This window comes from Pseudomonas sp. GL_103, from assembly GCF_057835175.1.
This window is the reverse complement of record NZ_CM174420.1, coordinates 2935965-2959977: the sequence shown is the minus strand read 5'-3', so window position 1 is coordinate 2959977 and position 24013 is coordinate 2935965. Positions and strand designations below refer to the sequence as shown.

The following is a 24013-nucleotide window of genomic DNA, read 5'->3' as shown; positions in this document are numbered from 1 at the left end:
TGCAGATGTCTGTGCAGTCCTGTTGGCCACGCCTAAGGGTTTGCGGCCCTGGCCTGGTTGGCCGCTGGCGCTTCGGTGAAGCGCTTGGCGAGGAATCCATAGAGCAGGTAGCCGACAGCGAGCACCAGGGTGCCGCCCATCACTGCATCCTTGCCGCAGGCATACAGGGCGTACAAGGAGTACGTTATGGCAATCAGCAAGACCACCAGGTTACGCGAGTATATGGCCGACGAGACCCCGGCCTTGTGCATGATCACCAACAGGCCGGTCATCGCCGTTATATAGGGGATCAGGTTGGTGACCGCCGCCAGGCTGACCAGCTTGCTGAACTGGGCGGCGGCATCGGGCGAGATGGTCGACAGGGCCATGAGGGTCTGCAGCACGCCGCAGACAATCATGCCGACGACGGGCGCATTCATCGAGTTGACCTTGCTGAACAGCTTGAGGAACAGGTTCTGGTCAGCCGTCATCTTGGCCGTTTGCGCCAGGGTGAATTGCCAGCCCAGCAGCGAGCCGACACAGGCCATGACCGCCAGCGCCATGACGATATTGCCCACCATCGGGCTGAACATCGTGGCGTAGACCAACGCGAAGGGCGCCGAGGATTTGGCCAGTTCGTCATTGGGAATGATGCCCTGGATGACGGTGGTCGACAGCACATAGACCACGGCGGCCCCCAGGGTGCCGAACAGGCAGGCCAGCGGCACATTGCGCTTGGGGTTTTCCACGGCATCAGTGGCCTGGGCCGCCGATTCCATGCCCAGGAAGGCCCACAGGGTCAGGGGTATGGCTTTGCCGATGGCTTCGGAAATCGGCAGGCTGTTGGGGTTCCAGGCGGCGGCCAGCACATCGGGCTTGAACCAGAACCAGCCGATGATGCTCAGGCCCGCGACCGGAATGATCACCCCCCACACCGTGAACGCACCGATCTTGCCGGTAATGCCAGGGCCACCGAAGTTGGCGAAGGTGGTCAGCCAGATCAGCCCGATCGTGCCGACGCACAATGGAATGGCACCCGTGCCCAGCCAGGGCACGAAGGCCGTCATGTAGCCCACCGCCGAAATGGCCACGGCCACGTTGGCGATGGCCAGTGACAGGAAGTACAGGTACGAGCAGAGGAAAAACCCCGACTTTGAATGAGCTTCTTCGGTGTAGGCGGACAAGCCGCCGGAGCGCGGACAGAAGACCCCGCACTGGGCAAAGCAGTAGGCGATGGCCATCGAACCGATCGCCGTGAAGATCCATGACAGCAGCGAGACGGCACCCAGTTGAGCCATGTTGGTGGGCAACATGATGATGCCCGAGCCCATCATGTTGACCGTTACCAGCGTCGTGAGCCCCATCAGACCCATTTTCTTGCTTGAATCAGCCATCGCAAACTCCTTGCCTTTTGCAGAGTTTTGAACCTGGGTCTGACGACGTGCAGCACGCGGCCGGACAGGGGCTAATGCTTATTGCTTGACCACATGAACTTTGTAGGTTGGGCGCTCTGACCCGTGCAGCATCAGGCCTTGAGCACGTACCCATACGCCCGGGTACGACCGCCCTCCTGCTTCAGGTACACCCCCTGCAACTCCGGGGTGAAACCGGGCAAGCGGTTGATGCCTTCTTCCAGGGCCAGGAAGTACTTGAGCACCGCGCCGCCCCAGATCTCCCCGGGCACCACGCACAGCACACCCGGTGGATACGGCAACGCGCCTTCGGCGGCGATACGCCCGTCGGCCTCCGCCAGCGCCACCAGTTCGACGTTGCCGCGGATGTACTCGATCTGCGCTTGCTGCGGGTTCATGGCCTTTTTCGGGAAGTGCTCCTTGCGGAACATGTCCTTCTGCAACTGCTGCACGTTGTGATGGCGGTACAGGTCGTGCATTTCCTGGCAGAGCTGGCGAATGGTGTAGTTTCGATAGCGTTCCTGATGCTGCGCGTAGATGGCCGGCAGCACCCGGCTCATCGGCGCGTCATCGCTGATGAAGCGTTCGAAACGGGCGATTTGCGCGGCCAGGTGAGTCATCTTCGCCCAGTCTTCGGCCGGGGTGAGCAGGAACAGGATCGAGTTGAGGTCGCACTTTTCCGGGACGATGCCGTTCTCGCGCAGGAAGTTGGCGAGGATGCCGGCGTGAATCCCGAAGTCGGTGTAGCTGCCGTCCACCGGGTCGATGCCCGGCGTGGTGAACAGCAACTTGCACGGGTCGATGAAGTACTGCTTCTCGGCGTAGCCGGCAAAGGCGTGCCAGCGATCCTTCGGATGGAACTCGAAGAAGCGGATGTCGTTGGCGATTTCTTCCGTCGGATAGTCTTCCCACGCGCGGCCTTCAATGGTGTGCGGCACGAACGGGCGGACCATGGTGCAGGCTTCGAGGATCAACTTGCGCGCTTCGATGCCGAACTTCACGCAGTCTTCCCACAGGCGCAGGCCGCTACGGCCCGAGTGAATGCGCGCATTCACATCCAGCGAGGCGAACAGCGGGTAGAAGGGGCTGGTGGAGGCCTGGGCCATGAACGCGTTGTTGAGCCGGTGATGGTTGCAATAGCGCGCCTGGCCTTTGATGTGGCGGTCCTTCTTGTGCACCTGGGAAGCCTGGGAAAAACCGGCCTGCTGCTTGTGCACCGACTGGGTGACAAAGATGCCCGGGTCGTTCTCGTCGAGATCGAGCAACAGCGGCGAGCAGTCTTTCATCATCGGGATGAACTGCTCATAGCCGACCCACGCCGAGTCGAACAGGATGTAGTCGCACAGCTTGCCGATGCGGTCGACCACTTGCCGGGCGTTGTAGATGGTGCCGTCGTAGGTGCCCAACTGAATGATCGCCAGGCGGAACGGCCGTGGCAGCTGCGCCTTGTCCGGGGCGACTTCGGCGATCAGTTCGCGCAGGTAGTCTTCTTCGAAACAGTGGGCGTCGATGCCGCCGATGAAGCCGTAGGGGTTGCGCGCGGTTTCCAGATAGACCGGCGTGGCACCGGCCTGCAACAGCGCGCCCTGGTGGTTGGATTTGTGGTTGTTGCGGTCGAACAGCACCAGGTCACCGGGGGTCAACAGGGCGTTGGTCACCACTTTGTTCGAGGCCGAGGTGCCGTTGAGCACGAAGTAGGTTTTGTCCGCATTGAACACTTGCGCGGCGTGTTTCTGCGCCAGCAGCGCCGGGCCTTCGTGGATCAGCAAGTCGCCGAGCTTGACGTCGGCGTTGCACATGTCGGCGCGAAACAGCGTCTCGCCGAAGAAGTCGAAAAACTGCCGACCCGCCGGGTGCTTGCGAAAGAACTGGCCGCCCTGGTGACCGGGGCAGGCAAAGGTGGCGTTGGCCGCCTCGGTGTAGTGCTTGAGCGCATCGAAGAACGGCGGCAGCAGGCTTTCTTCATAGGCCTTGGCGGCGGTTTCCAGTTGGTTGCCGTGGTATTCGGCATTATTGCTGGATAAGTCGAAGACACCATTGACCTGCAAGATGACATCCTGCAGTTGCTTGTAGATCGCCAGGGAGCGATTGCTGCGGCCCTGAGAGGCCACCAGGAAGATCGGGATGTCGAAACCGGTACGCTTGATGGCATCCAGCGCCCCGGCTGCCAAATCATCTTTCGAGAGTACGGCGACAGCGACATCGGTAAAGTCAGTCTGGTCGAGCCGGACGATTTCACGGGAATTACGAAAGCAAGCTCGAACCGCATCGCTGGCAGCGATTTTCAAAGCGTTCATAACCAGAATCTCTCGGTCTGTCTGACGTTGAAGTTCCTGGGACGAGTATTTGTGGAGGCATCATGTCCCGGGGTCAGGAGCGATTGCCCTATTGGGTATAGTTCATTTTTACTAATTGTTACTTCTTGCTGAATTTATTTCCTTGACCTTGTTTTTGCGTGGTTCATGGCAATGAAACACCCCATCGGTTGCCTCCAACCTTTGGGGTGCTGCTCATCCAGCCATCAACTGCGCCCTGCGGAACCTGTAACGGGCAGGTTCCCGAGCAGCTTGAGCCCGGTACTCTTCACGAACGTCTCATAGTCCATCGGCTTCTCGATCCGGGTTTCTGCGTTAGGCAGCACGTAGGCCCAGGCACGTTTGGACGATGCGTCGTACACCAGCTTGAACAGGCGGGTCGGCACCCAGACCTGGTTGTCGCCGATGGTCGAGTGACCCGGGTCAAAGAGCGGACCGGTAAAGACAAACACGTTGCCATCGGCGCGCTTGGCAAACTTGCGGACATCAGACTCGACCTTGCTCCAGATCTTCCGGTTGTTGGTCGGGTCTTGCGGCACCATGTTCGACAGCGCAAAGGATTGGGCCATTGCCTTGGGGTTCGGCGCATCGGCTGCCGGGGATTGATGGCCACGGTCCACGGCCGGATGCTGGCTGCGGTAGTCGCTCAACTCGGCGCGCCCACTCTTGGGAATGCGTGGGTCCGGGTAGAACTGGTTGGTGCGCTCCTCCCCTTTGGCATCCTGCAACTGGGCCGCATTCAGGCGTTCGACCACCACCAGCGGGGTCTTGCTGGTTTGCGAGTACAGCACCGCGAAGTTGTCGGAACACAGCGCCAGGGGTTTCATGGAGGCAGGCACTGTGGCCGTGTTGATCGGTTTCGCTGCCGGGAACAGGTCTGCGCAGCCGTCAAACGAAGCCTGTTTCTGTTTGCTTGAATAGAGGTCCAGGGCCGCGTTCTGGCTGATCGAGCCGGAGCGGGATGTTTGTTCATGTTGCGCGGTGGGTGGCTTGAGGATGTCCAGCAGACTGCGGGCTTGCGCCCCGGTCGAGAGCAAAACAAGGGCCGACAGCCCAACTGCAATTTTGCGTAGGTACATGGGTTAAATCTTCGAATGGAATTGAGGGATAAACGTACGGCGAGGCCCGATTCACGGAACCCGGTGGAGGGCGTTGCTGATTATGTGGCGGCGATCATGCTTGCGCTGTCCTTGATCAAGTTACCGATGTGGGGCCGGTCGGTTCGACCGCTGAGAGTCGTGCGGGGTGTATGGACCATGACAAGATCGGTTAGTGCAATGGCGTACTCGACAGCCATATTATTGTGACGCTGTGGTGGATGACTTATCCAGCACCCCTCGATACCCTTTCGCACCCGGGTGCCTGACGGCAGTTCAGGCCAAACCACATTTCTTCCAGACGAACCAAAAATGAAATCCTCCGCAGGTTTGCTGTTGTCAGGTATCGAGCTGGACCGTGCCAGTTCCATCCCCTTGTACCGCCAACTCTACTTGCAGATTCGCAAACAGATTCTCAGCGGCAGGATTCAGGGCGGCGTGCGCCTGCCTTCTACCCGGACCCTGAGCAAGGAACTGCAGCTGTCGCGAATCAGCATTCTCAATGCGTTCGATCAACTGATTGCCGAGGGTTTCCTGACGTCGCGGACCGGGGCCGGGACCTATGTCGGCCATGAATGGGAAAGCCGCGGTATCGATGACGATGAGCACAAGCGCCAGCCTCCTCGCCTGTCCGACCTGAGCCAGTCCATGCTGTCATTGCGCAGCGATCATTTCCGTGGCGTTTCCTATGCCGACTGGGCGACCGGCAGCCCGACCTCGTTCCTGCCCAGTCACAGCGCCTACGATGCGTTCCCGCAATCGGTCTGGAAGCGGCTGTTGAACCGCCACCTGCACAAGCCGACCAAGGCCATGCTCGGCTATGGCGAACTACAGGGATTGCTGGCCCTGCGCGAGGCGATTGCCGAGTACGTCTTCGATGCCCGTGGCATTGATTGCAGCGCCGATCAGGTGGTCATCGTTTCCGGGGCCCAGCAAGCCTTCAACCTGCTGGGCATGCTGTTGCTCAATCCGCAGGACAGCTTCTGGATGGAGGATCCGGGGCATATCGCGGCGCGCATTGCGCTCCAGGCCCAAGGTGGCCGGGTCGTGCCGTTGCGTATCGACGAACAGGGGATCGATGTCCGGCAAGGCCTGGCCCTGTGTCCTGACGCCCGCCTGGTGTTTACCACTCCTTCTCGCCAGCATCCCCTGGGCGTCACCATGAGTTATGGGCGACGCCAGGAACTCATCGACTGGGCCGCGCAGAATCAAAGCTGGATCATCGAGGACGACTGCGACAGCGAGTTTCGCTACAACGGTCGCCCCCTGCCGGCACTCTATGCCATGGACCAATGGGCCCGGGTCATCTACGCCGGAACCTTCAGCAAGGTGCTCTTCCCCTCGCTACGACTGGGTTACGTGATACTGCCGAACGCCTTGATCGAACCCTTCTGCACCCTGCGTGCGGTCATGGATCGCAGCCCGCCTACCCTGCTCCAGGCCGTCACGGCGGACTTCATGCGCGAAGGCCACTTTCTCGGCCATATTCGTCGAATGCGTGCCCTGTACCAGGCTCGCCAGCAGGCACTGGTCGAACAACTGCAGAAACGCCTGGGGACTTTCTTCAGGATCACGCCGGTGGAAGCCGGCATGCACCTGATCGCCTGGTTACCCGCGCATCTCGATGACGACGCCCTGGCCAGGGAACTCGGCCAGCATGGCATTCATACCTATCCCCTGAGCGACTACTGCGTCGAACATGTCTTACCGCCGGCGCTGCTGATCGGCTTTGCCAGCACCCCTGAGGACCAGGCCGAAGCGCGTGTCGAAGCGCTGGTGCAGGCCCTGGACAAAATGGGCTACCTGCAGCCGGCCACTTGACCCAAGGCAAGTGGTCTTATGATTTAACTGATAATGGATCTATCGAGAGTTCCTGACTGGCGCGATAAAGGCTGCGCCGGTAGACCCGGTGTCTGAACCAGGAACGACTCGAATGAACAATAAGATCCAGGAACGATTCAACGCCTTGCTCAGCCATAAGGCTGTCGAGGCCGAGGCTCCCCCCCTACTGACCGAGGCACTGGCCCGCCAGTTGCTCGACCGACTGGCGCAACTGCGCCTGTTTGCCCATGCCTATCCCTTGCTGACCAACCTGACCCACGGCCGTGTCACCCCTGGCGACCTGCTGGATTTTGCCTATCGCCACGAACTGCAGGGCCTGAGCCTGCACTTGCTCGACGGTGAGGAAAACAGCCTGAGTCAAATGACAGCCGCGCAGCTTCAGGCGTTCGCTGCCAAGGCCCATGCACTCGGGCTGGACGTGCATCTGGAAATCAGCAGCACCCTGAAAAAGGATGTCGATCAAGTGATCGCCATTGCCAAGGCGCTGGGTACCCGCAACATCCGTGTCTACTCACGCTACGAAGGGGCGCTGTCCCGGGTCATGGACGTGATCGAGTCAGACCTGCACTACCTCGCACAACAGGCAGACAAGCACGACCTGTTCTTCGACTTCGAGCAGCATGAAGAACTCAAGAGCGCCGAGATCGCGCAATTGCTGAGTCGGCTGAACCACCCTCGCCTGCACGCCCTGTTCGACTTCGGCAACATGATCAACGCCTGCGAACAGCCCCTGGCGGCACTGCGCGCCTTGGCGCCGCACATACGCCAGACCCACCTCAAGGGCGTGCGCATCGTGCCTGAGCAAAACGGCTTCGGGCATTACGGCGTGCTGCAAGGCTGTGCCGAAGACGACCTGCCCAACGCACGCATGTTGTTCGAATTGCTGATGCTCGGCGAATCAACCCCGCAGGTGATCGCCTTCATTCTTGAGCAGGAAAACCACTACGTCGCCCCGGCGTTCCGCCAGTTCGACGAAGCCGCCGACCCGTTCATTGCGTACCGGGAAATGAGTGACACCGCGCTGCCGGAAGGCTTCTCGCTGGAGCGAATGCTGGCCGATGAGCACCGCTGGGCAAACAACCAGGTGGCCTACGTACGAGGTCTGCTGGCCGAGTTCCGCACCCTGGCCGAGTTGACCCTGGCCCAATGCCCTAACGCCTGAACCTGACGTGCCCATCGGCACTGCCTACCCAACTACGCCTGGAGAACAATAATGACATCCCAAGACAAGGCCAAATGGCTCAGATTCCTGATACTCATCCTCGGTGGCGGCACCATCTACAAGCTGGCGAATCTCAAAGACGCCTTCTACATCCCCATGCAAGAATTCATGGGGCTGTCCCACACTGAAATCGGCGTGCTGCTGAGCGCCAACGCCATCATCGCCACCGCGCTGTTCGTGGTGGGCGGCATGCTCGCCGACCGGTACGACACGCGCAAGCTGATCCCCCTCGGCCTGATCGGTACCGGCGGCCTCGGGCTTTACCTGGCGACCTTTCCGCCCTTCAGTAATCTGCTGGTGGTGTTCTGCCTGCTGGCCGTGTGTGCCGACTGCCTCTTTTGGCCTTCGCTGCTCAAAGCCATCCGCAACCTGGGCGACGATAAGGAACAGGGTCGCCTGTTCGGCCTGCTCGAAGGCGGGCGTGGCGTCATCGATACTCTGGTCGCCTTCTCTGCGCTGGGCGTCTTCGTCGCCATGGGCTCCGGTGAAAACGGCCTGAAATCGGCGATCCTTTTCTACTCGGTCATCGACATTCTTGCCGGCACCCTGACCTGGCTGCTGCTCAAGAGCGGCAAAACCCAGTCGACCGTCAAGCCAAAGAACGGGTTGTCCAACCTGCTCGAGGCCATCAAGGTGCCGGGCATCTGGCTGGTCAGCCTCAACGTGTTCATGGTCTACATCGTGTACTGCGGCCTGACCTATTTCATTCCCTACCTCAAGGAAATGTACGAACTGCCCGTGGCCCTGGTGGGCGCCTACGGCATCATCAACCAGTACTTCCTCAAGATCCTGGGCGGCCCTGCCGGTGGCTTCATCGCCGACAAACAGTTCAAGAGTTCCAGCCGCTATCTGAAGTGGGCATTCCTGGCGTTGTTGCCGCTGATGGGCGTCATCATGCTCATCCCGAAAAGCCCGGATTACATCTACGCAGGCATGGCGGCCACCCTCTCCTTCGCGCTGATTGTGTTTTCCATGCGCGGCGTGTTCTGGGCACCCATGGGTGAAGTCGGCATTCCCCAGCACATCACCGGTTCAGCCTTCGGGATCGGTTGCCTGATCGGCTATGCGCCGGGCATGTTCGCCTACGTCATCTATGGCGCAATCCTTGACCACTTCCCGGGTCAACAGGGCTACAACTACGTGTTCTCGTTGATGAGCGTGTTGGCCATTGTCGGGTTCATGGTGTCCAGCCTGCTGTATCAAGCGGTGCGCAAAAACGCCACGATCACTGGCAAGGTCAGCGCCGCGCAAGCCTGAACATAGGTGGGTGTACGCGCTGCGGCGGTAACCGAAGCCTCTCGGTTATCGCCGCACTGCGCCGTCATCAAAATGCGAAATCGGCCTCGTCCATGGCCATCAGGCAATGGGCTCCGCCCTGCAGGCTTTCGCGGTGGCCACTGGCACGGGGCAGCACCCGGCGCCAGTAAAAGTCCGCCGCTTGCAGCTTGGCCCGATAGAACCCGGGTTCGTCGGTGCCTGCATCCAGTGCGGCCTGGGCACGCACAGCCGCCTGCAACCACAGCCCGCCCACCAGCACGTAAGCGCTGTACGCCAGGAAGTCCACCGACATGGCGCCGATTTCCTGCACATCACGCTGGCAGGCCTCGACCACCTCGGCACCCAGTTCACGCCACTCGGCGAGACGCTGCTGCATGGCCTCGGCCATTTCCCTCAGCGCTGCTTGCGAGCCGGCCGCGTCGACATGCACGACCAGTTCATCGATCAGGGCGCCCAACTCGGTGGCGCCATCGCCCAGCACCTTGCGCCGAAGCAGATCCAGCGCCTGGATACCGTTGGTACCCTCGTATAGCTGAGTGATGCGGCTGTCGCGCATCAACTGCTCCATGCCCCACTCGCGGATGTAACCGTGGCCGCCGTACAACTGAACGCCCAGGCTGGCGACTTCCTGGCCGACATCGGTGAAGAAGGCCTTGACGATCGGAATCAGCAGCGCCGCCCGACGACTTGCCTTCTGGCGCGCCTCGGGTTGCGGGTCGCCGTGTTCGAGGTCCAGTTGCAGGGCGGTGTAGGCCGCGAGCAAGCGGCAGCCTTCGCTCAAGGTTTTTTGCGTCAGCAGCATGCGGCGAACATCGGGGTGCACGATGATCGGGTCGGCACTCTTGTCCGGCGCCACCGGACCGCTGATGGCCCGCGACTGCAGGCGCTCGCGGGCATAGGCGAGACCACCCTGGAAGGCGGCCTCGGCGATGCCCAGTCCCTGCAGGCCAACCTGGAAGCGTGCATCGTTCATCATGGTGAACATGCAGGCCAGCCCCTGATTTGCTTCACCGATCAACCAGCCTTGTGCGCCGTCGAAATTCATCACGCAGGTGGACGCACCCTTGATGCCCATCTTGTGTTCCAGTGCGCCACAGCTCAGCGAATTGCGCAGCCCCGGTGTCCCATCGGCCGCGGCAATGAACTTGGGCACCAGGAACAGGCTGATGCCCTTCACCCCGGCCGGTGCATCCGGCAAACGGGCAAGGACCAGGTGAATGATGTTGGCGGTCAGGTCCTGCTCGCCGCCGCTGATGAAAATCTTGCTGCCGCTGACCTGATAGCTGCCGTCGGCTTGAGGCTGGGCACGGGTGCGCAACAGGGCAAGGTCGGTACCGGCCTGGGGCTCGGTGAGGCACATGGTGCCGGACCATTCACCGCTGACCATTTTTTCCAGATAAGCCTGTTTGAGCGCCTCGCTGCCATGGCGATGCAGAGCCAGCACCGCGCCTTCGGTGAGGCCGGAATAAATGCGAAAGGACAATGAGGCGGCCATCAGCATTTCGTGGAAACTGGCCGAAATCAGCTGCGGGAAACCCTGGCCGGCGAACTCCAGCGGTCCGGTCATGCTCGCCCAGCCGTTATCGACGTACTGCCGATAGGCGTCGCGAAACCCCTGGGGCGTGGTGACGTGGCCGTCGATCAGCTGACAGCCCTGCTCGTCACTGTTGCGGTTCAGCGGTGCGACTACTTCGGCGGCGAAGCGGGCAGCTTCTTCGAGGACGCCGTCGATGGTTTCCCGGTCCAGGCCGTTGTTCAAGCGTTCGCAATGGCCGCTGACATCGAACAGTTCGTGGAGCACAAAACGCATGTCGCGCAGGGGAGCTTGATACTTCATTGCGGGCCTCATGGGTTGGCTGAGTGGAAAAGATTGCCGTCACCCTAAGCAGGCGCCTACTATTTTTGAAATTTCATTTTCATATGCCTGGTATTTGTAATTTGAATTTAAAAAGCTTCGATCTGAATTTGCTCCGGGTACTCGATATGCTGCTGCGCGAACAGAACGTGTCGCGAGCGGCCGAGCGCCTGGCACTCAGCCAGCCCACCGTCAGCAATGCCCTCGCCCGCCTGCGTTCACTGTTCGACGACCCCTTGCTGGTGCGGGTTGGCCGCCACATGCAACCCACCTCCCGGGCGCTGGCGCTTGAAGGGCCGATTCGCGCGGCCTTGCAACAGATCGAACAGACACTCAATGCCGGGGAATCCTTCGACCCACGCCTGAGCCAGCAGCAGGTGCGCATCGCCCTGACCGACTTTGTCGAACAGCTGTGCATGCCGCCCTTGCTGGCGCGCCTGGGAGAACTGGCGCCAAACCTGCGTATCGACGTTGCTCACCTCGCCCCCAGCCTTCCTGCCGAGTTGCTGGATCGGGGTGAACTGGACATGGTCCTGGGACGCTTCGAAGAAGTGCCGGCGCGTTTCACCCGCCGGGCGTGGCACAGCGAAACCCTGCGACTGGCGGTGCGCAAACAGCATCCGCTGGCACACGACACACTCACGCTGGATGACTTCCTGGGGCTGCGCCATCTCTGGGTGAGTGGCGGCCAGTCGCGCGGCATGGTCGACCAATGGCTGGGCAAGCAAGGCCTGTCGCGGAAAATCGTCTACACCACACCCAACTACCTGCAGGCGGCGCACCTGGTCGCCCATTCAGACTTGAGTGTCGTCCTGCCGACCCAGTTGGCCAATCAATTCGCGCAGTTGTTGCCGCTGCAGGTGTTTGAATTGCCCTTCGACGTCGGCTCGTTCCACCTCGAACTGGTGTATCTGGCGCAACGCCAACATGAGCCGGCACTGGCGTGGCTGATCGAGCAAATCCTGGCCGTGCAGCCGGCTTGAACGGACGCCCGGCATAACGCCTTGCCTGAGCCAGCACCAGGGGGTTGCCGAAGTGATTTTTCGGTTGCGCCAGACAACATCAGGCACAACGTCAAAAGCGACGAATTTCCAACGTAGCGCGTAACCCTCCAGGGCTGCGGTTCTCCAGTTTGATCCGCCCACCAAAGCGATCGGCAATGGCCTTGACGATGGTCAGCCCCAACCCTGCACCCTGGTCATTTCCGCGGCTGTAGAAACGCTCGAAAAGCCGATCGCGATCCTGCTCATTGATGCCCGGCCCCTCATCCTCGACAGACAGTTCGTAGCTGGTTTCCTTTTCGACCAGCCTTACAGTGATGACTCCGTTCTGGGGGGAGAAATTCGCCGCATTGGTCACCAGGTTGTTCAAGGCAATATCGATCGCGGCCGGGTCGACTCTCGCAAGGCTGATGTCGTCGCTGACATCAAAAACCAGTTCAAGCCCCTTGCTCAGCAACCAGGGCGTCAACTGAACCAGGCTGCCGCGAACGGTGCTGGCCAGATCAATAGGTGCAGGCGGTTCAGTCCCTGCTCCAGGCTCAATACGAGCCATCGTCAGCAATTGATTGACCAGTCGGCTGGTACGGTCAACGCCGGCAATCAGGAATTCGAGCGATGCGCGACGATTCTCTTCACTCCCCGCCTCCATCAGGTTTTGCGCGTGGATCCTGAGCACGGCCAGGGGTGTACGCATTTCGTGGGCGGCGTCGGCGATAAAGCGTCGCTCGCGCCCCATGACTTCCTGAATTTGCGCGAGCATGCGATTGAGGGCTGCCTGCATGGGCTCAAGCTCAGTGGGTAGCGGCGTCAATTGCAAGGGTTCGAGTGAGCCGGGCTTCCGGGCCCGCAGCGTTGCAGCCATATTGACCAGCGGTTTCAATCCCCAGCCGATGGCCAACCAGATCATGGCGGCCAGCAACAGACTCCCCAGGATATTGGGCCACAGCGTGTGGCGTACGATCCGGTCCACCAGGTCCATTCGCACGTCGTCCCGTTCACCCACCCAGATGCGCAGGTTGCTCTGCTTGTCTTCAAGCAGGAAGGCGCGCCAATGCCGGTTGTTCAGGTCAACTACATCGCTGAAACCTGGTTTGACCGCAGGTGTGCTGAAGGACGGAGAACTGGCCGTATGTACCAGCACTTCGTTCCTGGCGTTCCAGACCTGAAACGCAATCTTCGTTTCATACGGATGCCCCTCGGCCCCGGGTGTCGCCTCGTTGAGGGCCTGGTTGAAAGCCTTGTACAGATCCGCATGGTCCTTGCTCACCATGGGCATACGCATGACGCCTTGCAGCAGGCGAGCGTTCTGGGCCAGATGGGCATCATAGACTTCGGCGATTTCGTGGTTGCTGTCGTGCAGATTGAACACACTGATCACGGCCAGTCCGGCGAGCATCAGGCCGATGATCAGGACCAGGGTACGACGCCGGATCGAGCTCATCGACGCTCCTCCACCAGGTAACCGATACCACGGACGGTGCGGATCAGATCGGTGGAGAATTTCTTGCGCAGGTGATGGATGTGCACTTCCAGGGTGTTGCTTTCGGCCTCCTCGTTCCAGCCGTACAGCAACTGCATCAGATGATCGCGAGTCATTACCCGGCCCGGTGGCGAAAGCAGTTCGTGGAGCAACTGGTATTCCTTGGGTGTCAGGGCCACCGGCTCGCCTTTGTAGCTGACTTGCTGGGTGCCGGGGTTCAGGCTGATACCGGCGTGCTCGATCAGCGATTGTCCACGCCCGGCGCTGCGCCGAAGCAACGCACGTATGCGCGCCTTCAATTCTGCCAGGTCGAAAGGCTTGATCAGGTAGTCATCGGCGCCGGCATCCAGGCCGGCGATGCGGTCTTCGGTGGCATCGCGCGCGGTCAGGATCAACACCGGCAGGTTGGAACCACTGTCGCGCAAGCGCCTCAGCACTTCGAGGCCGTCCATGCGTGGCAGGCCAAGGTCGAGCACCGCCAGATCGAAGATTTCACTGAGCAACGAGTGCAAGGCGCTGTTGCCGTCCTGCAACCAGTCGACGGTATAACCTTCACGGCCGAGGGCCTGATGAATGCCCTCGCCGAGCGCCACGTCATCCTCTATGAGTAATAAACGCACAGGGTCTCCTGTCAGCCGAGTTTCTTGTTCACGTCCACCAACAGCGTCTCGATCTCCTTGCGGCGCCCGGCATCAGCGCTCTCGCGGCCAGGTCGAGGCGCAGCCAGCAAGGCTTTTTGCAGCGCTGCCCTAGCTTCGACATAACGCTTCTGACGGTAGAGGTGATCGCCCCAGAAGTACAGGCTATCAATGCCGTTGGGGTTCATTTGCAATGCCAGCTTGAGCAACTGCTCGGCCTTGTCCGAATCGCCGAAACCGATGGGCCAACCCGGTACGCGGTCATAGAGTGCCCCCAGGCTGGTATAGGCTGAACCTTGCAGGGCCTTGGGGTCCAGCGTAAGCGCTTTTTCCAGGTCAGCTTTGGCATCCTTGACCTTGCTCAGCGCACCCAGCCCTCCCTGGGCGCCTGCCCAGCTACTGGTGACAATGCCAGACCAGATCCAGGCCTCAGCCACCGTTTGGCGTTCCTGCTTGAAGCTCGAAGCCTGGGCGGCCAGTTTTTCAAAAGCGTCGGTTCGTTGCCCTTCGGGCAACTCGTACTGAATGTGCGCCCAGCTTTGCTGGATACCGTTGAGACGCTGCTGGTCGGCAGCATCCAGTGCCCAGACACTCTGGCTCAATGCGCCGAGCAGCAGGCAAGCGATGATCTTTTTCATGGTTCGAGATTCTCCTGGTCGGGTTTCTGGCTCAGGCGGCGGATCAGTGGCAATTGTTTACGTAAACCACGGTCCACCAGATGGGGCAGGAGGCTGTTCAGGCGTACAAAAAAACGTTCAGGCCAGCCCAGGTACAAGTCGCGACGTTCACCGGCAATGGCGTGAATGACCGCAGCCGCCACGGTTTGCGGATCGTCGACATTGGCTTTGAGCGCATCGTTCAGCGCCTGGGCTGCCGGGCTGTTCATGCTGGTACGGGTCGCTCGCGGGGCGACGTAAAGCACGCTGACCCGCGTGTCCGCCAGCTCCCGGCGCAATGCTTCAGAGAACCCGCGCAGGGCGAACTTGGTGGCGCAGTAACTGGCGTAGCCGGGGTAGCCAATGGAGCCATAGGTCGAACCGACGTTCACCACCATGGCACTGTCGGCTTGCTTGAGCAGAGGCAACATCAGTTTTGTCAGGCACATCGGCGCACTGATGTTCACCGCGAGCATCGAATTGATCTCACTGTCGTCCAATTGTTCGAGCATGGCGAAATGGTTGACCCCGGCGGCATTGATCAGCAGGTTGATGCCGCCGATGCCCTGGGCCCGCGCCAGTACCTCGCGGCGGTCGGTGAGCAGCGTCAGGTCCGCACGGACCCAACTCAGGTTACCGGGATAAAGCTCAAGCAGCGGCACCAAGGGTTCCCGATGCCGAGCAACCGCCAGCACCTGGGCACCACTGGCGCACAGTGCGGTGGCGATGGCCAGGCCGATGCCGCCGCTGGCACCGGTCAACACGACGCGAGCTTCAGACAGGCGCATGCAGGTTCTCCCCGTTACGCGGCAAGCCACGAAACATATCGGCGTAGAGCCGGTACACCACTTTGGAGGCGTGAATGACGGCGGCCTGGTCGCCCGGGTCATCCAGACTGTTCATCAGCCGACGGTAGGTCTGCATATGTTCGATATCCAGCGAGCCGTGGGAGCTGAGGTAGCTGAAGGCGCTTTCCGGCAAGTCCAGGCGCTGGCGAATGCTGCCGGCGGCGTGTGTGGCCAAGGCGATGCTCGTGCCTTCGAGTACATTGACCATGCCAAACAATCCCACCGGATTGTCCCTGGCAATCAGGTCGTAGAGGAAGCTGACCATCAACTCGATCGGCAATGACGGGCGCCCGTCGCGTACAGCGTCCCTGTCACCGCCGCAGGCTTGAATGTCATCGAGTACCCATTGTTCGTGGCCGTATTCGTCCTCGATGTATTCACATACCGCTTTGCGCAGCCATTCCAGACGTGGTGGCAGGCGCGCACCGCAGGCCATCATCAACGGCACGGTATGGCGCACGTGGTAATAGGCCTGTGCCAGAAAGTCCCGATAACTTTCCAGGCTGACATCGCCCTGCAGTGCATCACGGATGATCGGCAGGTTGAACAACTCATTGCGTTCTTGCTCAGTGGCTTGTTGCAGCGTGTCAAAAAAACTCATGGTGCGGATTCCTCGGAAAATGCAGATTCGGTGAGTTGCCCCCGGTAGCGTTCGACGATGGCATCGCGGCGGGGCCGGCCATTGGCGGTGAGCAAGCCGTTGCCGGGAGTGAAGGGTTGGTCGAGCCGGCTCCAGTGATGGACCTGGGCGTACTCGGGCAACGCCTTGTTGGCCTGGGCCACCGCGGCGGCCAGTTGTTCGTCGGTACAGTCCGGGCGATGGGGCCAGAGCAACGCATGGTTGTGAGGCATCGCCTCGCCATAGACGAAGGCCTGGGCGACAGGCCCGCGCTGGGTCAATTCGGCTTCCACCCACTCGGGGTTTACGTTGCGTCCGAAACTGGTGACGAATTGATGTTTCTTGCGTCCCTTGAGGTAGAGAAAACCCTCAGCGTCGAACTCGCCGAGATCGCCGCTGGGCCACCACTGGGCGGTGTGCGGCGCCTCTCCCAGATAGCCCAGCAAGGTTGAACCCTTGATCAGCACTTCGCCGTCGTCCGCCAGGCGAATCTCCACATGGGGCAATGGCCGTCCGACACTGCCGGGGCGCCGTGCTTGCGGGCGATTGAGGCACACCACGGATGCGCATTCCGACAGTCCGTAACCCTCGTAAACCGGTACACCCACGCGTTGAGCGCGATGCAGTAGATCTTCGCTGACCCGGGCACCGCCCACGGCGGCAAAACGCAGGTGCTGTGGGTCGAAAGCCTTCTGCTCGGCAGCACTGACCAGCATCAGCAACAACTGCGGCACCAGAATCAGGCTCTGGGGCGATCGGCTGGCCAGGCAACCCAACAGTTTCGGCACATCCACACCGCTGGCGCCTTGAATCCCCAGGGTTTTCTGGCTGGGCAGGCTCAAAGTTGCGCCGGCATACAGCGCGGCGTAACAACCGATGTTCTCCAGCAAAATGGCCAGCGGCAGCAGCGCCAAGTGGTGTTGCGGGTCGGTGGGTTTGCTGGCCAGATCCAGCTCGCGAGCGACCCGCAGAATGCTGTCGGCACTCAAGCACACGCCCTTGGGTGTGCCTGTGGTGCCCGAGGTGAAGGTCAACTTGGCGGTGCCTTCAGGCATCCGGTTCGGGCCACTGAACGTGCGGTGCCAGAACTCGCCACACGTCTGATATCCAGCCGCTTGCAGTTCGTCGTGCAGTTGCGGTTCGGCAATGACGTGTTCGGCCTGGCTCTGCTCCAGGCAATGCTTGCGTTGCGCCGGACTGAAAAAAGGCGGCAAGGCCACGCAGCTCAACCCCTCGAACAACGCGGCCAGGTCCCACAACATGGCTTCGACACCATTGTCCAGCGCCAGGGCGACCACCTTGACCCGCTCATCGCGCAGGCGCTGCTGGCGATAAATGACCTCGGCATACAGCGTGGCGTAGTCCAGCTTCAGATGATCGCCCCACAACGCAATGGCATTGTTTTTTTGCTCCGCATGATGACGCAGGGTCTGTTTGAAACGCTCCATTTCAGGCGACATGGCAGGCCCCTTCAATAGAGGTTGGCAAGCCCAGGCGACTGAACAGGCCAATGTTGCGCAAATGAATGAATCCGGAGCGGATATTGCCGACGTGAACCCACGGTTTGCTTTCGTAGTAACTGCCCCAGGCGTGGCGGTCGTCGCCCAGACGCGCCGGGTCGGCAGCACACAGCGTCACGGGCTTCAAGCCAAGGCGATGAAAGCTGTTGACCAGCCCCAGGTTCCCGGTGAAGGCGACCCACTCCAGCCCCCCCATGGCGAGCAGGTAGGTCATCGCGATGATGCTCATCCGTGCGCTTCCGGTGTCGCTGGCAGCCAGGTTGCCTACCTCGACGATGGCTGACCGGCCTACTGGGTGGTCGGCCGCGGCACTGATCAGCGGATCAATCGCCTCGTCCAGGTAACCTTCCAGAAACAGCGGCCCGGCGCTCGCCAGACGTAACCCGACCACCGCACAAAGCGCGCCGGACGCATCGCTCATGCCAAACAGCTCCGGCATGAAATGGCGAATATCGGCACCGTGGGCCTTACGAAAACGTTGCTGGATAAAGGCTTCGAAGGCGCACCGTTGCGGAGCGTCCGGCAAGGCCCTGACGAGATACATCTGTTGTGCTTCGGCCAGGCCAAAGTGCAGCGGCAACTGAACGTTCCAGTTGAAATCGGACATTGAAAAACATCTCCCCCGGATCTATTGGGGAGAAGTATCAAAGGCATTTCTTAACGAAGTCTGAAGGTGACAAAACGATTGTCGCCTTGGGTGACAGTCCGTCATGACATGTCATGACCTCCTTCAGGAACGGACTTTGGCCAACAAATACGGGGTTTAAAGGACGAATGGTCGAGAGGCGTCAAGCGCGGGGAATTGCCGGGAGCTTGCAGCCACTACAGGCTTTTCAGGCAGGCACGTTCGTCGCGGTGAAGTGAACTTCACTTTCATCGCGTGCCACATTAGGTCCCTGTCAGGCGAACTTCAGTAGAGGTAAAGCCTTATGAGCATGGCCACAATTGTCAGTGCCGTGATTTCCAGTCTTGCACCCAGTGTCTTCGACCAGAACAGCCTGCAAGAACCCGGCGCGCATGTCTCAGCCGTCGATTACCACTACGGAATGGAAATCGATGTGAAACAGGTGCTGCAGCGCACCGATACATCCGACAAGACCGGCGTGGTACCAGTGACTGTGGTCTACCTGGACAGCCAGGGCGAGGTTCACAAGATCCGTTTCCTCGAATGGGGTGGAAGCCCCGCCGACCCTACCAGCATTGCCTGATCCGCTCGCCGAATGGGTTCCAGGCCAAGCTTGCGCGGCGCAGGCCGGAACCCCCGACTGGTTGGCCACGAGAGACTCGTGGCGCGGATGGTCCGGGAGCAAGCCTGAAGGCGCCGCAACGCGCGGCATTCATCCGGACTACAACGTGTAGGAAACACCGACCTGCACCGTTCTCGGTGCCCCTGGATAGGCGTAAACGTTGCCGAATGCGCCCTCCTCATAGTCTTCGTCCGTCAGGTTCTTCACATCCAGGTTGAGCCTGATCCTGTCGTTCACCTTGTAGTAGCCCAGCAGGTCGACAACGGTGTAGCTGCCCATCGAAAACGCCGTGTTGGCCGTCTGCCCGGCACGCTCATCGACGTACTTGAGCCCGGTGCCAAGCCCCAGCCCCTTGAGCGCGCCATCCTGGAACTCGTAGACGTTGAGCAGGCTGAAGCTGTTTTGCGGAATGTTCATCAGCCGGGTGCCGGACTTGATGACGTTGTCCTTGGTCACTTCGGCATCGACATAGGCGTAACCGCCAATCACCCGCCATTGCGGGGAAAGGTTGCCAGCGATGTTCAGGTCGAAACCACGGCTGCGCACCTCGCCTGCCGCCACGCTGAACGTGGAGTCCACAGGATCGGTGGTGAGTACGTTGCGCTTTTCGATCTGGTAGATCGCCGCGTCGACACTCAATTGACTGTCCAGCGCTTCCCACTTGATACCCAGCTCATAGGATTTGCCCTTTTCCGGTTCGAAACCACCGCCCTGGCGACTGGCACCGGTATTGGGCTTGAACGAGCGAGCCGTATCGGCATAGATCGCCACGGTGTCGGTGAGGTCATAGGTCACCCCAACGCGCGGGGTCACCGCGTTGTCGCTGGCCTCCCAGCTTCTGCCACCCGGCACAAAGGTTTGGTAATCATGCTCGAAGCGCTCGAAACGGGCCCCGGCCAATACTCTCAAACGCTCGGTCAAGGCCACCTGATCCTGGACGAATGCCGCGTAGGTCTTGAGGTTTTCCTGGTCGTTGGTCGGGGTACGGGTCAAGGCTGGACGCGGCTGGCCATACACCGGGTTGAAGATATCGATCGGGTAGGCACTCACGGCCCCGCTGGAGCGCTGGATGATCGACTGGTAGTCGTAATCCTCGTACTCGACGCCGGTCAGCAGGGTGTGATCGAAACCACCTGCGGTGAAATGTCCGGTGAGGTTGAGCTGGGTATCCTTGTCCGTCCACTCCAGCTTGCGGTAGTTGAAGTTACGGCCCAGGGTGCGCCCGTCCGCGGCCACACCGTTGGCTTCGACTGCATTCCCCTCGAGGGTGCCGTCGAGCCATTGGAATCCGCCGCCCAACGTCCAGTTATCGCTCAGCAGATGCTCGAATCGTAGCTGCGCCATGTTGTTGTCGTTGTGCAATTTGCCAACGTCTTTTTCGCCGAAGAAGGTGTCGCGCGAGGCTGTGCCGATCTGGTTTGGAAAGCGCGTCAGGCCGCGGTCGAGCGGGTGATTGTTGCGCATGAAGTCGCCTTCGAAAATCACCTTGGTGTCGTCGGTGGCCTGCCAGGACAGCACCGGGGTCACGCCGTAACGTTCGGTTTCGACATGATCGCGGAAGGTATCACCGCCCTCGCCCACCACGTTCAGGCGATAGGCCAGACGGCCCTCTTCGTCCAACGGGCCGGAGGCGTCCAGCGTGCCACGCTTCATGCCCTGGTCGTCGAGTTGGCTACCCAGGGTCACAGTGGGCACGGCCAGGGGTTGTTTGGAGATGACGTTGAAGGTGCCACCCGGATCGCCTCGGCCATAGAGCATGGTCGCCGGCCCTCGCAGTACTTCCAGCCGCTCGATGGTGTTGGCATCGGGCATGTTCGGATAGCCACGGTTGATCGGGAATCCGTTGCGATAGAACTCCCCGGTGGTAAAGCCACGCACGGTAAAGGTGGTCAGGCCCTGGCCGCCGAAATTGTTGGCCCGCCCCACCCCGCCGGCGTAATCGAGGGCGTCCTGCAGTCGGGTGGCACTGATGTCTTCCACGACATCCCTGGTGACCACACTGATGGACTGTGGCGTTTCGTGGATCGAAGTGTCGGTGCGCGTGGCGCTGGCCGAACGCGTCGCGCGATAGCCGTCAACTGGCCCCAGGGCGGTTTCAAAGTCTGCTGTGCCAACGATGTCAGTCGCTTGCAACTCCAGACTGGATTTATCGGTAGTTGCTTGCTCCGCCCAAGAGGAAGCGGAAAACGCCTGAAGCACGCAGATAGACACCAGAGTACGACGCATCTAGGAAACCTTGTGGAAATAGCCAAATGGGACGGCATACATGCCAATAAATCGCGGCGCATGGTATACCGTATCACTATGTTTTGATACGTATTCTCATTTGTATTTTCTGAACGCGACCTGCTCCATTTCAACTCGTGATGGTTCAAGCCTCCCTGGCGTAATCAAAAAGGGCCCCGAAGGGCCCTTAGTACTCAAACCAGATCCACTGGGTCAGCCAGGCCGCGAGTTACACTCGTGAAGCTTGGTCAAGGCCGGGCAGCAAGGGACTGCTCGTTGCCGATGAATGGGCATGAACCACCTCCGCCCGCACTTCCTCGGGCTTTTGCTCCTCGATCTCACCATTGAGTGCCTTGTGCATCTTGACGGTGTCCAGCGCCCCGACCCATTTGGCGATCGCCATGGTGCCCACACCATTGCCGATGGTATTGGTGATTGCCCGCGCTTCCGACATGAACCGGTCGACGCCCAGCAGCAACACCATGCCCGCCACCGGTATGGTGCCCAGGGAAGACAAGGTGGCGGCCAGAATGATGAACCCGGAACCGGTGACACCTGCCGAGCCTTTGGAGGTGAACATCAGCACCGCCAGCACGATCAGTTGATCGGTCAGGGTCAGCGGCGTGTTGGTGGCCTGGGCAATGAATATCGCGGCAATGGTGTAGTAGATCGCTTGCCCGTCCGGGTTGAAGGTCAGGCCGGAGGGAATGATCATCCCGGCGACGGGTTTGGACACACCAGCCTTCTCCATTTTGGAAATCATCTGTGGCAGCACCGACTCCGAAGAACTGGTACCCAGCACGGTGAACAATTCTTCCTTGATGAACTTCAAGAACTTCCACAGGCTGAAGCCGCTGTAGCGGCAGATCGGGCCGAGGACGAAGATCACGAACACGGCACAGGTGAGATAGACGCAAGCCATCAACTTGCCCAGGGAGAACAGCGAGCCGAAGCCATACTTGCCGATCGTGAAGGCGATGGCACCAAATGCGCCGATCGGTGCCAGGCGCATGACCATGTTGACGATGCGGAACATACCCTGCATCAGGCTATCCAGCGTATCGACGAATGCCTTGCCCCGTGGCCCTACATGAGCCAGGGCAATACCCAACAGAATGGAAAACAGCAGGATCTGCAGCACATTGCCCTTGGCGAAGGCATCCACGATGGTGTCAGGGATGATGTTCATGACGAAGTCCATGAACGATGCATGTTTCACCGCCGTGGTGTAGGTGGCCAGGCTGGAAGTGTCCAGGGTGGCGACATCGATGTTCATGCCGGCACCGGGTTTGAACACATCGACCACCACCAGGCCGACCACCAGCGCCAGGGTCGAGACCACCTCGAAATAGAGCAAGGCCCGAAAGCCCACACGCCCCAGTTCCTTCATGTTTTCCATGCGGGCAATCCCTGTGACCACGGTCAGGAAGATCACCGGAGCGAGGAGCATCTTGATCAATTTGATGAAGGCATCGCCCAAGGGTTTGAGCGCAGCGCCGGTTTCGGGAACGAACACCCCGACGATGGCGCCGAGGATCACGGCGATCAGCACTTGCACATAGAGTTTGCCGAATATTCTTTTCATGACAGGGCCCTGATTTTTTATTGTTGTCAGGAAATGCCAAGGAGTCAGATCAACTGACCTGCCCCTTGGCGTTGTGCCGCAGTACTGCCTGGAAGCGCTGTATAAATCAGCGGTTGATCAATGCGATGACCGCATCCGTGATCTGGCGGGTGGTGGCGTTGCCGCCAAGATCCGGGGTATGCAAACCACTTTCGGTCACCGCTTCGATCGCGGACATCAACTGCTTGGCGCTGGCATGTTCGCCGAGATGCTCGAGCATCATTGCCGCCGTCCAGAACGTCGCGATCGGGTTGGCCACACCCTTGCCGGTGATGTCGAAAGCCGAGCCGTGGATCGGTTCGAACATCGACGGGAACTGGCGTGACGGGTTGAGGTTGGCGGTCGGTGCGATGCCCAGGCTGCCGGACAGTGCCGCGGCCAGGTCAGACAGGATGTCGGCGTGCAGGTTGGTGGCGACGATCACATCCAGCGTCGACGGTTTGAGCACCATGCGCGTGGTCACCGCATCGACCAGTTCCTTGTCGATCCTGACGTCCGGGAAATCCTTGGCCACTTCGTAGAAAATCTCGTCCCACAACACCATGCCATGACGCTGGGCGTTGGACTTGGTGACCATGGTCAGGTGCTTGCGCGGACGACTGCGCGCCAGTTCGAAAGCGAAACGGTGAATGCGCTCGACGCCGGCACGGGTGAATACCGAGACTTCGGTGGCGACCTCTTCCGGCAGGCCACGGTGTACACGACCACCGTTGCCGGAGTACTCACCTTCGGAGTTTTCCCGCACCACCACCCAGTCAATTTGATCGCCGTTGTGCAGCGGGCTTTTCACCCCAGGCAGTACCCTGGCAGGACGCACGTTGGCGTATTGGTCGAAGCCCTGGCAAATCGGCAGGCGCAAACCCCAGAGTGAAATGTGGTCCGGCACGTTGAGCGCGCCCACTGCACCGAAGAAGATGGCATCGAAGGTTTTCAGTTCTTCCAGGCCACCTTCGGGAATGTAGTAGCCGTTTTTCAGGTAGTTATCCGAGTTCCAGTCGAAGTGTTTGAAATCCAGCTGGAAGCCGGACTTTTTCGACAGGGCTTGCAGCACCTCGACGCCAGCGGCAATCACTTCGACACCGATGCCATCACCTGGAACCGCTGCAATCTTGTATGCGCTCATGGTCAACTCCACTCTCGTAAGTTTCTTGTTG

The 24013-nt window shown here is 60.3% G+C and carries 19 protein-coding genes; 5 read left to right on the top strand and 14 right to left on the bottom strand.

Features of this window, described 5'->3' with window-relative positions; translation table 11 throughout:
- Positions 1 to 32 precede the first annotated feature (32 nt).
- From potE to AC3IP0_RS13390, 3 genes are all read right to left on the bottom strand, one after another.
- Positions 33 to 1373 (bottom strand): putrescine-ornithine antiporter, encoded by a 1341-nt coding sequence (gene potE / locus AC3IP0_RS13400; RefSeq protein WP_150723891.1) that lies wholly within the window; start codon positions 1371 to 1373, stop codon positions 33 to 35.
- A 131-nt stretch (positions 1374 to 1504) separates the two neighbouring features.
- Entirely contained in the window at positions 1505 to 3688 is a 2184-nt protein-coding gene (gene speF / locus AC3IP0_RS13395; protein ID WP_489327626.1) for an ornithine decarboxylase SpeF, read from the bottom strand.
- 224 nt (positions 3689 to 3912) lie between these two features.
- On the bottom strand, positions 3913 to 4785 hold the full coding sequence (locus AC3IP0_RS13390) for a DNA/RNA non-specific endonuclease (protein ID WP_489327624.1): 873 nt from the start codon (positions 4783 to 4785) through the stop codon (positions 3913 to 3915).
- 330 nt (positions 4786 to 5115) lie between these two features.
- Between AC3IP0_RS13390 and pdxR the strand changes: the two genes are divergently transcribed.
- The 3 genes from pdxR to AC3IP0_RS13375 all read left to right on the top strand — a co-directional run bounded on the left by pdxR (position 5116) and on the right by AC3IP0_RS13375 (position 9124).
- Positions 5116 to 6624 carry a MocR-like pyridoxine biosynthesis transcription factor PdxR gene (gene pdxR, locus AC3IP0_RS13385; RefSeq protein WP_489319678.1) on the top strand — a complete coding sequence of 503 codons (1509 nt, stop codon included), beginning with the start codon at positions 5116 to 5118 and terminating at the stop codon, positions 6622 to 6624.
- A gap of 112 nt (positions 6625 to 6736) precedes the next feature.
- Complete coding sequence (locus AC3IP0_RS13380) at positions 6737 to 7807, top strand: sugar phosphate isomerase/epimerase family protein (protein ID WP_489327623.1); 1071 nt, start codon at positions 6737 to 6739, stop codon at positions 7805 to 7807.
- Between the two features lie 51 nt (positions 7808 to 7858).
- Complete coding sequence (locus AC3IP0_RS13375) at positions 7859 to 9124, top strand: MFS transporter (protein WP_056724954.1); 1266 nt, start codon at positions 7859 to 7861, stop codon at positions 9122 to 9124.
- A gap of 67 nt (positions 9125 to 9191) precedes the next feature.
- Here AC3IP0_RS13375 and AC3IP0_RS13370 read toward each other — a convergent pair whose 3' ends face one another.
- Positions 9192 to 10982 carry an acyl-CoA dehydrogenase C-terminal domain-containing protein gene (locus AC3IP0_RS13370; RefSeq protein ID WP_489327622.1) on the bottom strand — a complete coding sequence of 597 codons (1791 nt, stop codon included), beginning with the start codon at positions 10980 to 10982 and terminating at the stop codon, positions 9192 to 9194.
- Between the two features lie 83 nt (positions 10983 to 11065).
- On the opposite strand from AC3IP0_RS13370, the gene AC3IP0_RS13365 reads away from it, so the two are divergent.
- Complete coding sequence (locus AC3IP0_RS13365; RefSeq protein ID WP_489327621.1) at positions 11066 to 11983, top strand: LysR family transcriptional regulator; 918 nt, start codon at positions 11066 to 11068, stop codon at positions 11981 to 11983.
- A 91-nt stretch (positions 11984 to 12074) separates the two neighbouring features.
- On the opposite strand, the gene AC3IP0_RS13360 is transcribed toward AC3IP0_RS13365, so the two are convergent.
- The 7 genes from AC3IP0_RS13360 to AC3IP0_RS13330 are packed head-to-tail and all read right to left on the bottom strand — an operon-like array spanning position 12075 to position 18369.
- Positions 12075 to 13442 (bottom strand): sensor histidine kinase, encoded by a 1368-nt coding sequence (locus AC3IP0_RS13360; protein ID WP_489319673.1) that lies wholly within the window; start codon positions 13440 to 13442, stop codon positions 12075 to 12077.
- Positions 13439 to 14101: a response regulator gene (locus AC3IP0_RS13355; RefSeq protein WP_056724962.1), complete on the bottom strand. Its 663-nt coding sequence runs from the start codon at positions 14099 to 14101 to the stop codon at positions 13439 to 13441. Before AC3IP0_RS13355 ends, AC3IP0_RS13360 begins: the two co-directional genes overlap by 4 nt.
- Positions 14102 to 14112: 11 nt before the next feature.
- Positions 14113 to 14757, bottom strand: coding sequence for a tetratricopeptide repeat protein (locus AC3IP0_RS13350; RefSeq protein WP_489319672.1), 645 nt, complete (start codon positions 14755 to 14757; stop codon positions 14113 to 14115).
- Positions 14754 to 15563 (bottom strand): SDR family oxidoreductase, encoded by an 810-nt coding sequence (locus tag AC3IP0_RS13345; RefSeq protein WP_489319671.1) that lies wholly within the window; start codon positions 15561 to 15563, stop codon positions 14754 to 14756. Before AC3IP0_RS13345 ends, AC3IP0_RS13350 begins: the two co-directional genes overlap by 4 nt.
- Entirely contained in the window at positions 15550 to 16224 is a 675-nt protein-coding gene (locus AC3IP0_RS13340) for an iron-containing redox enzyme family protein (protein WP_489319670.1), read from the bottom strand. Before AC3IP0_RS13340 ends, AC3IP0_RS13345 begins: the two co-directional genes overlap by 14 nt.
- The gene (locus AC3IP0_RS13335) at positions 16221 to 17702 is read right to left on the bottom strand and encodes an AMP-binding protein (protein ID WP_489319669.1); all 1482 of its coding nucleotides are present in this window, start codon (positions 17700 to 17702) and stop codon (positions 16221 to 16223) included. The genes AC3IP0_RS13340 and AC3IP0_RS13335 overlap by 4 nt, the downstream gene beginning before the upstream one ends.
- On the bottom strand, positions 17692 to 18369 hold the full coding sequence (locus tag AC3IP0_RS13330; protein WP_489319668.1) for a thermostable hemolysin: 678 nt from the start codon (positions 18367 to 18369) through the stop codon (positions 17692 to 17694). The genes AC3IP0_RS13335 and AC3IP0_RS13330 overlap by 11 nt, the downstream gene beginning before the upstream one ends.
- A gap of 322 nt (positions 18370 to 18691) precedes the next feature.
- Here AC3IP0_RS13330 and AC3IP0_RS13325 point away from each other — a divergent pair, with 322 nt between their 5' ends.
- Positions 18692 to 18970 carry a DUF2790 domain-containing protein gene (locus AC3IP0_RS13325; protein ID WP_489319667.1) on the top strand — a complete coding sequence of 93 codons (279 nt, stop codon included), beginning with the start codon at positions 18692 to 18694 and terminating at the stop codon, positions 18968 to 18970.
- Between the two features lie 138 nt (positions 18971 to 19108).
- Here AC3IP0_RS13325 and AC3IP0_RS13320 read toward each other — a convergent pair whose 3' ends face one another.
- From AC3IP0_RS13320 to AC3IP0_RS13310, 3 genes are all read right to left on the bottom strand, one after another.
- A complete protein-coding gene (locus tag AC3IP0_RS13320) occupies positions 19109 to 21235 on the bottom strand; it encodes a TonB-dependent siderophore receptor (protein WP_489319666.1) in 2127 nt (708 codons plus the stop codon).
- A gap of 229 nt (positions 21236 to 21464) precedes the next feature.
- Positions 21465 to 22820 carry a dicarboxylate/amino acid:cation symporter gene (locus AC3IP0_RS13315; protein ID WP_489319665.1) on the bottom strand — a complete coding sequence of 452 codons (1356 nt, stop codon included), beginning with the start codon at positions 22818 to 22820 and terminating at the stop codon, positions 21465 to 21467.
- A 106-nt stretch (positions 22821 to 22926) separates the two neighbouring features.
- On the bottom strand, positions 22927 to 23982 hold the full coding sequence (locus AC3IP0_RS13310) for a tartrate dehydrogenase (RefSeq protein WP_489319664.1): 1056 nt from the start codon (positions 23980 to 23982) through the stop codon (positions 22927 to 22929).
- Positions 23983 to 24013 lie beyond the last annotated feature (31 nt).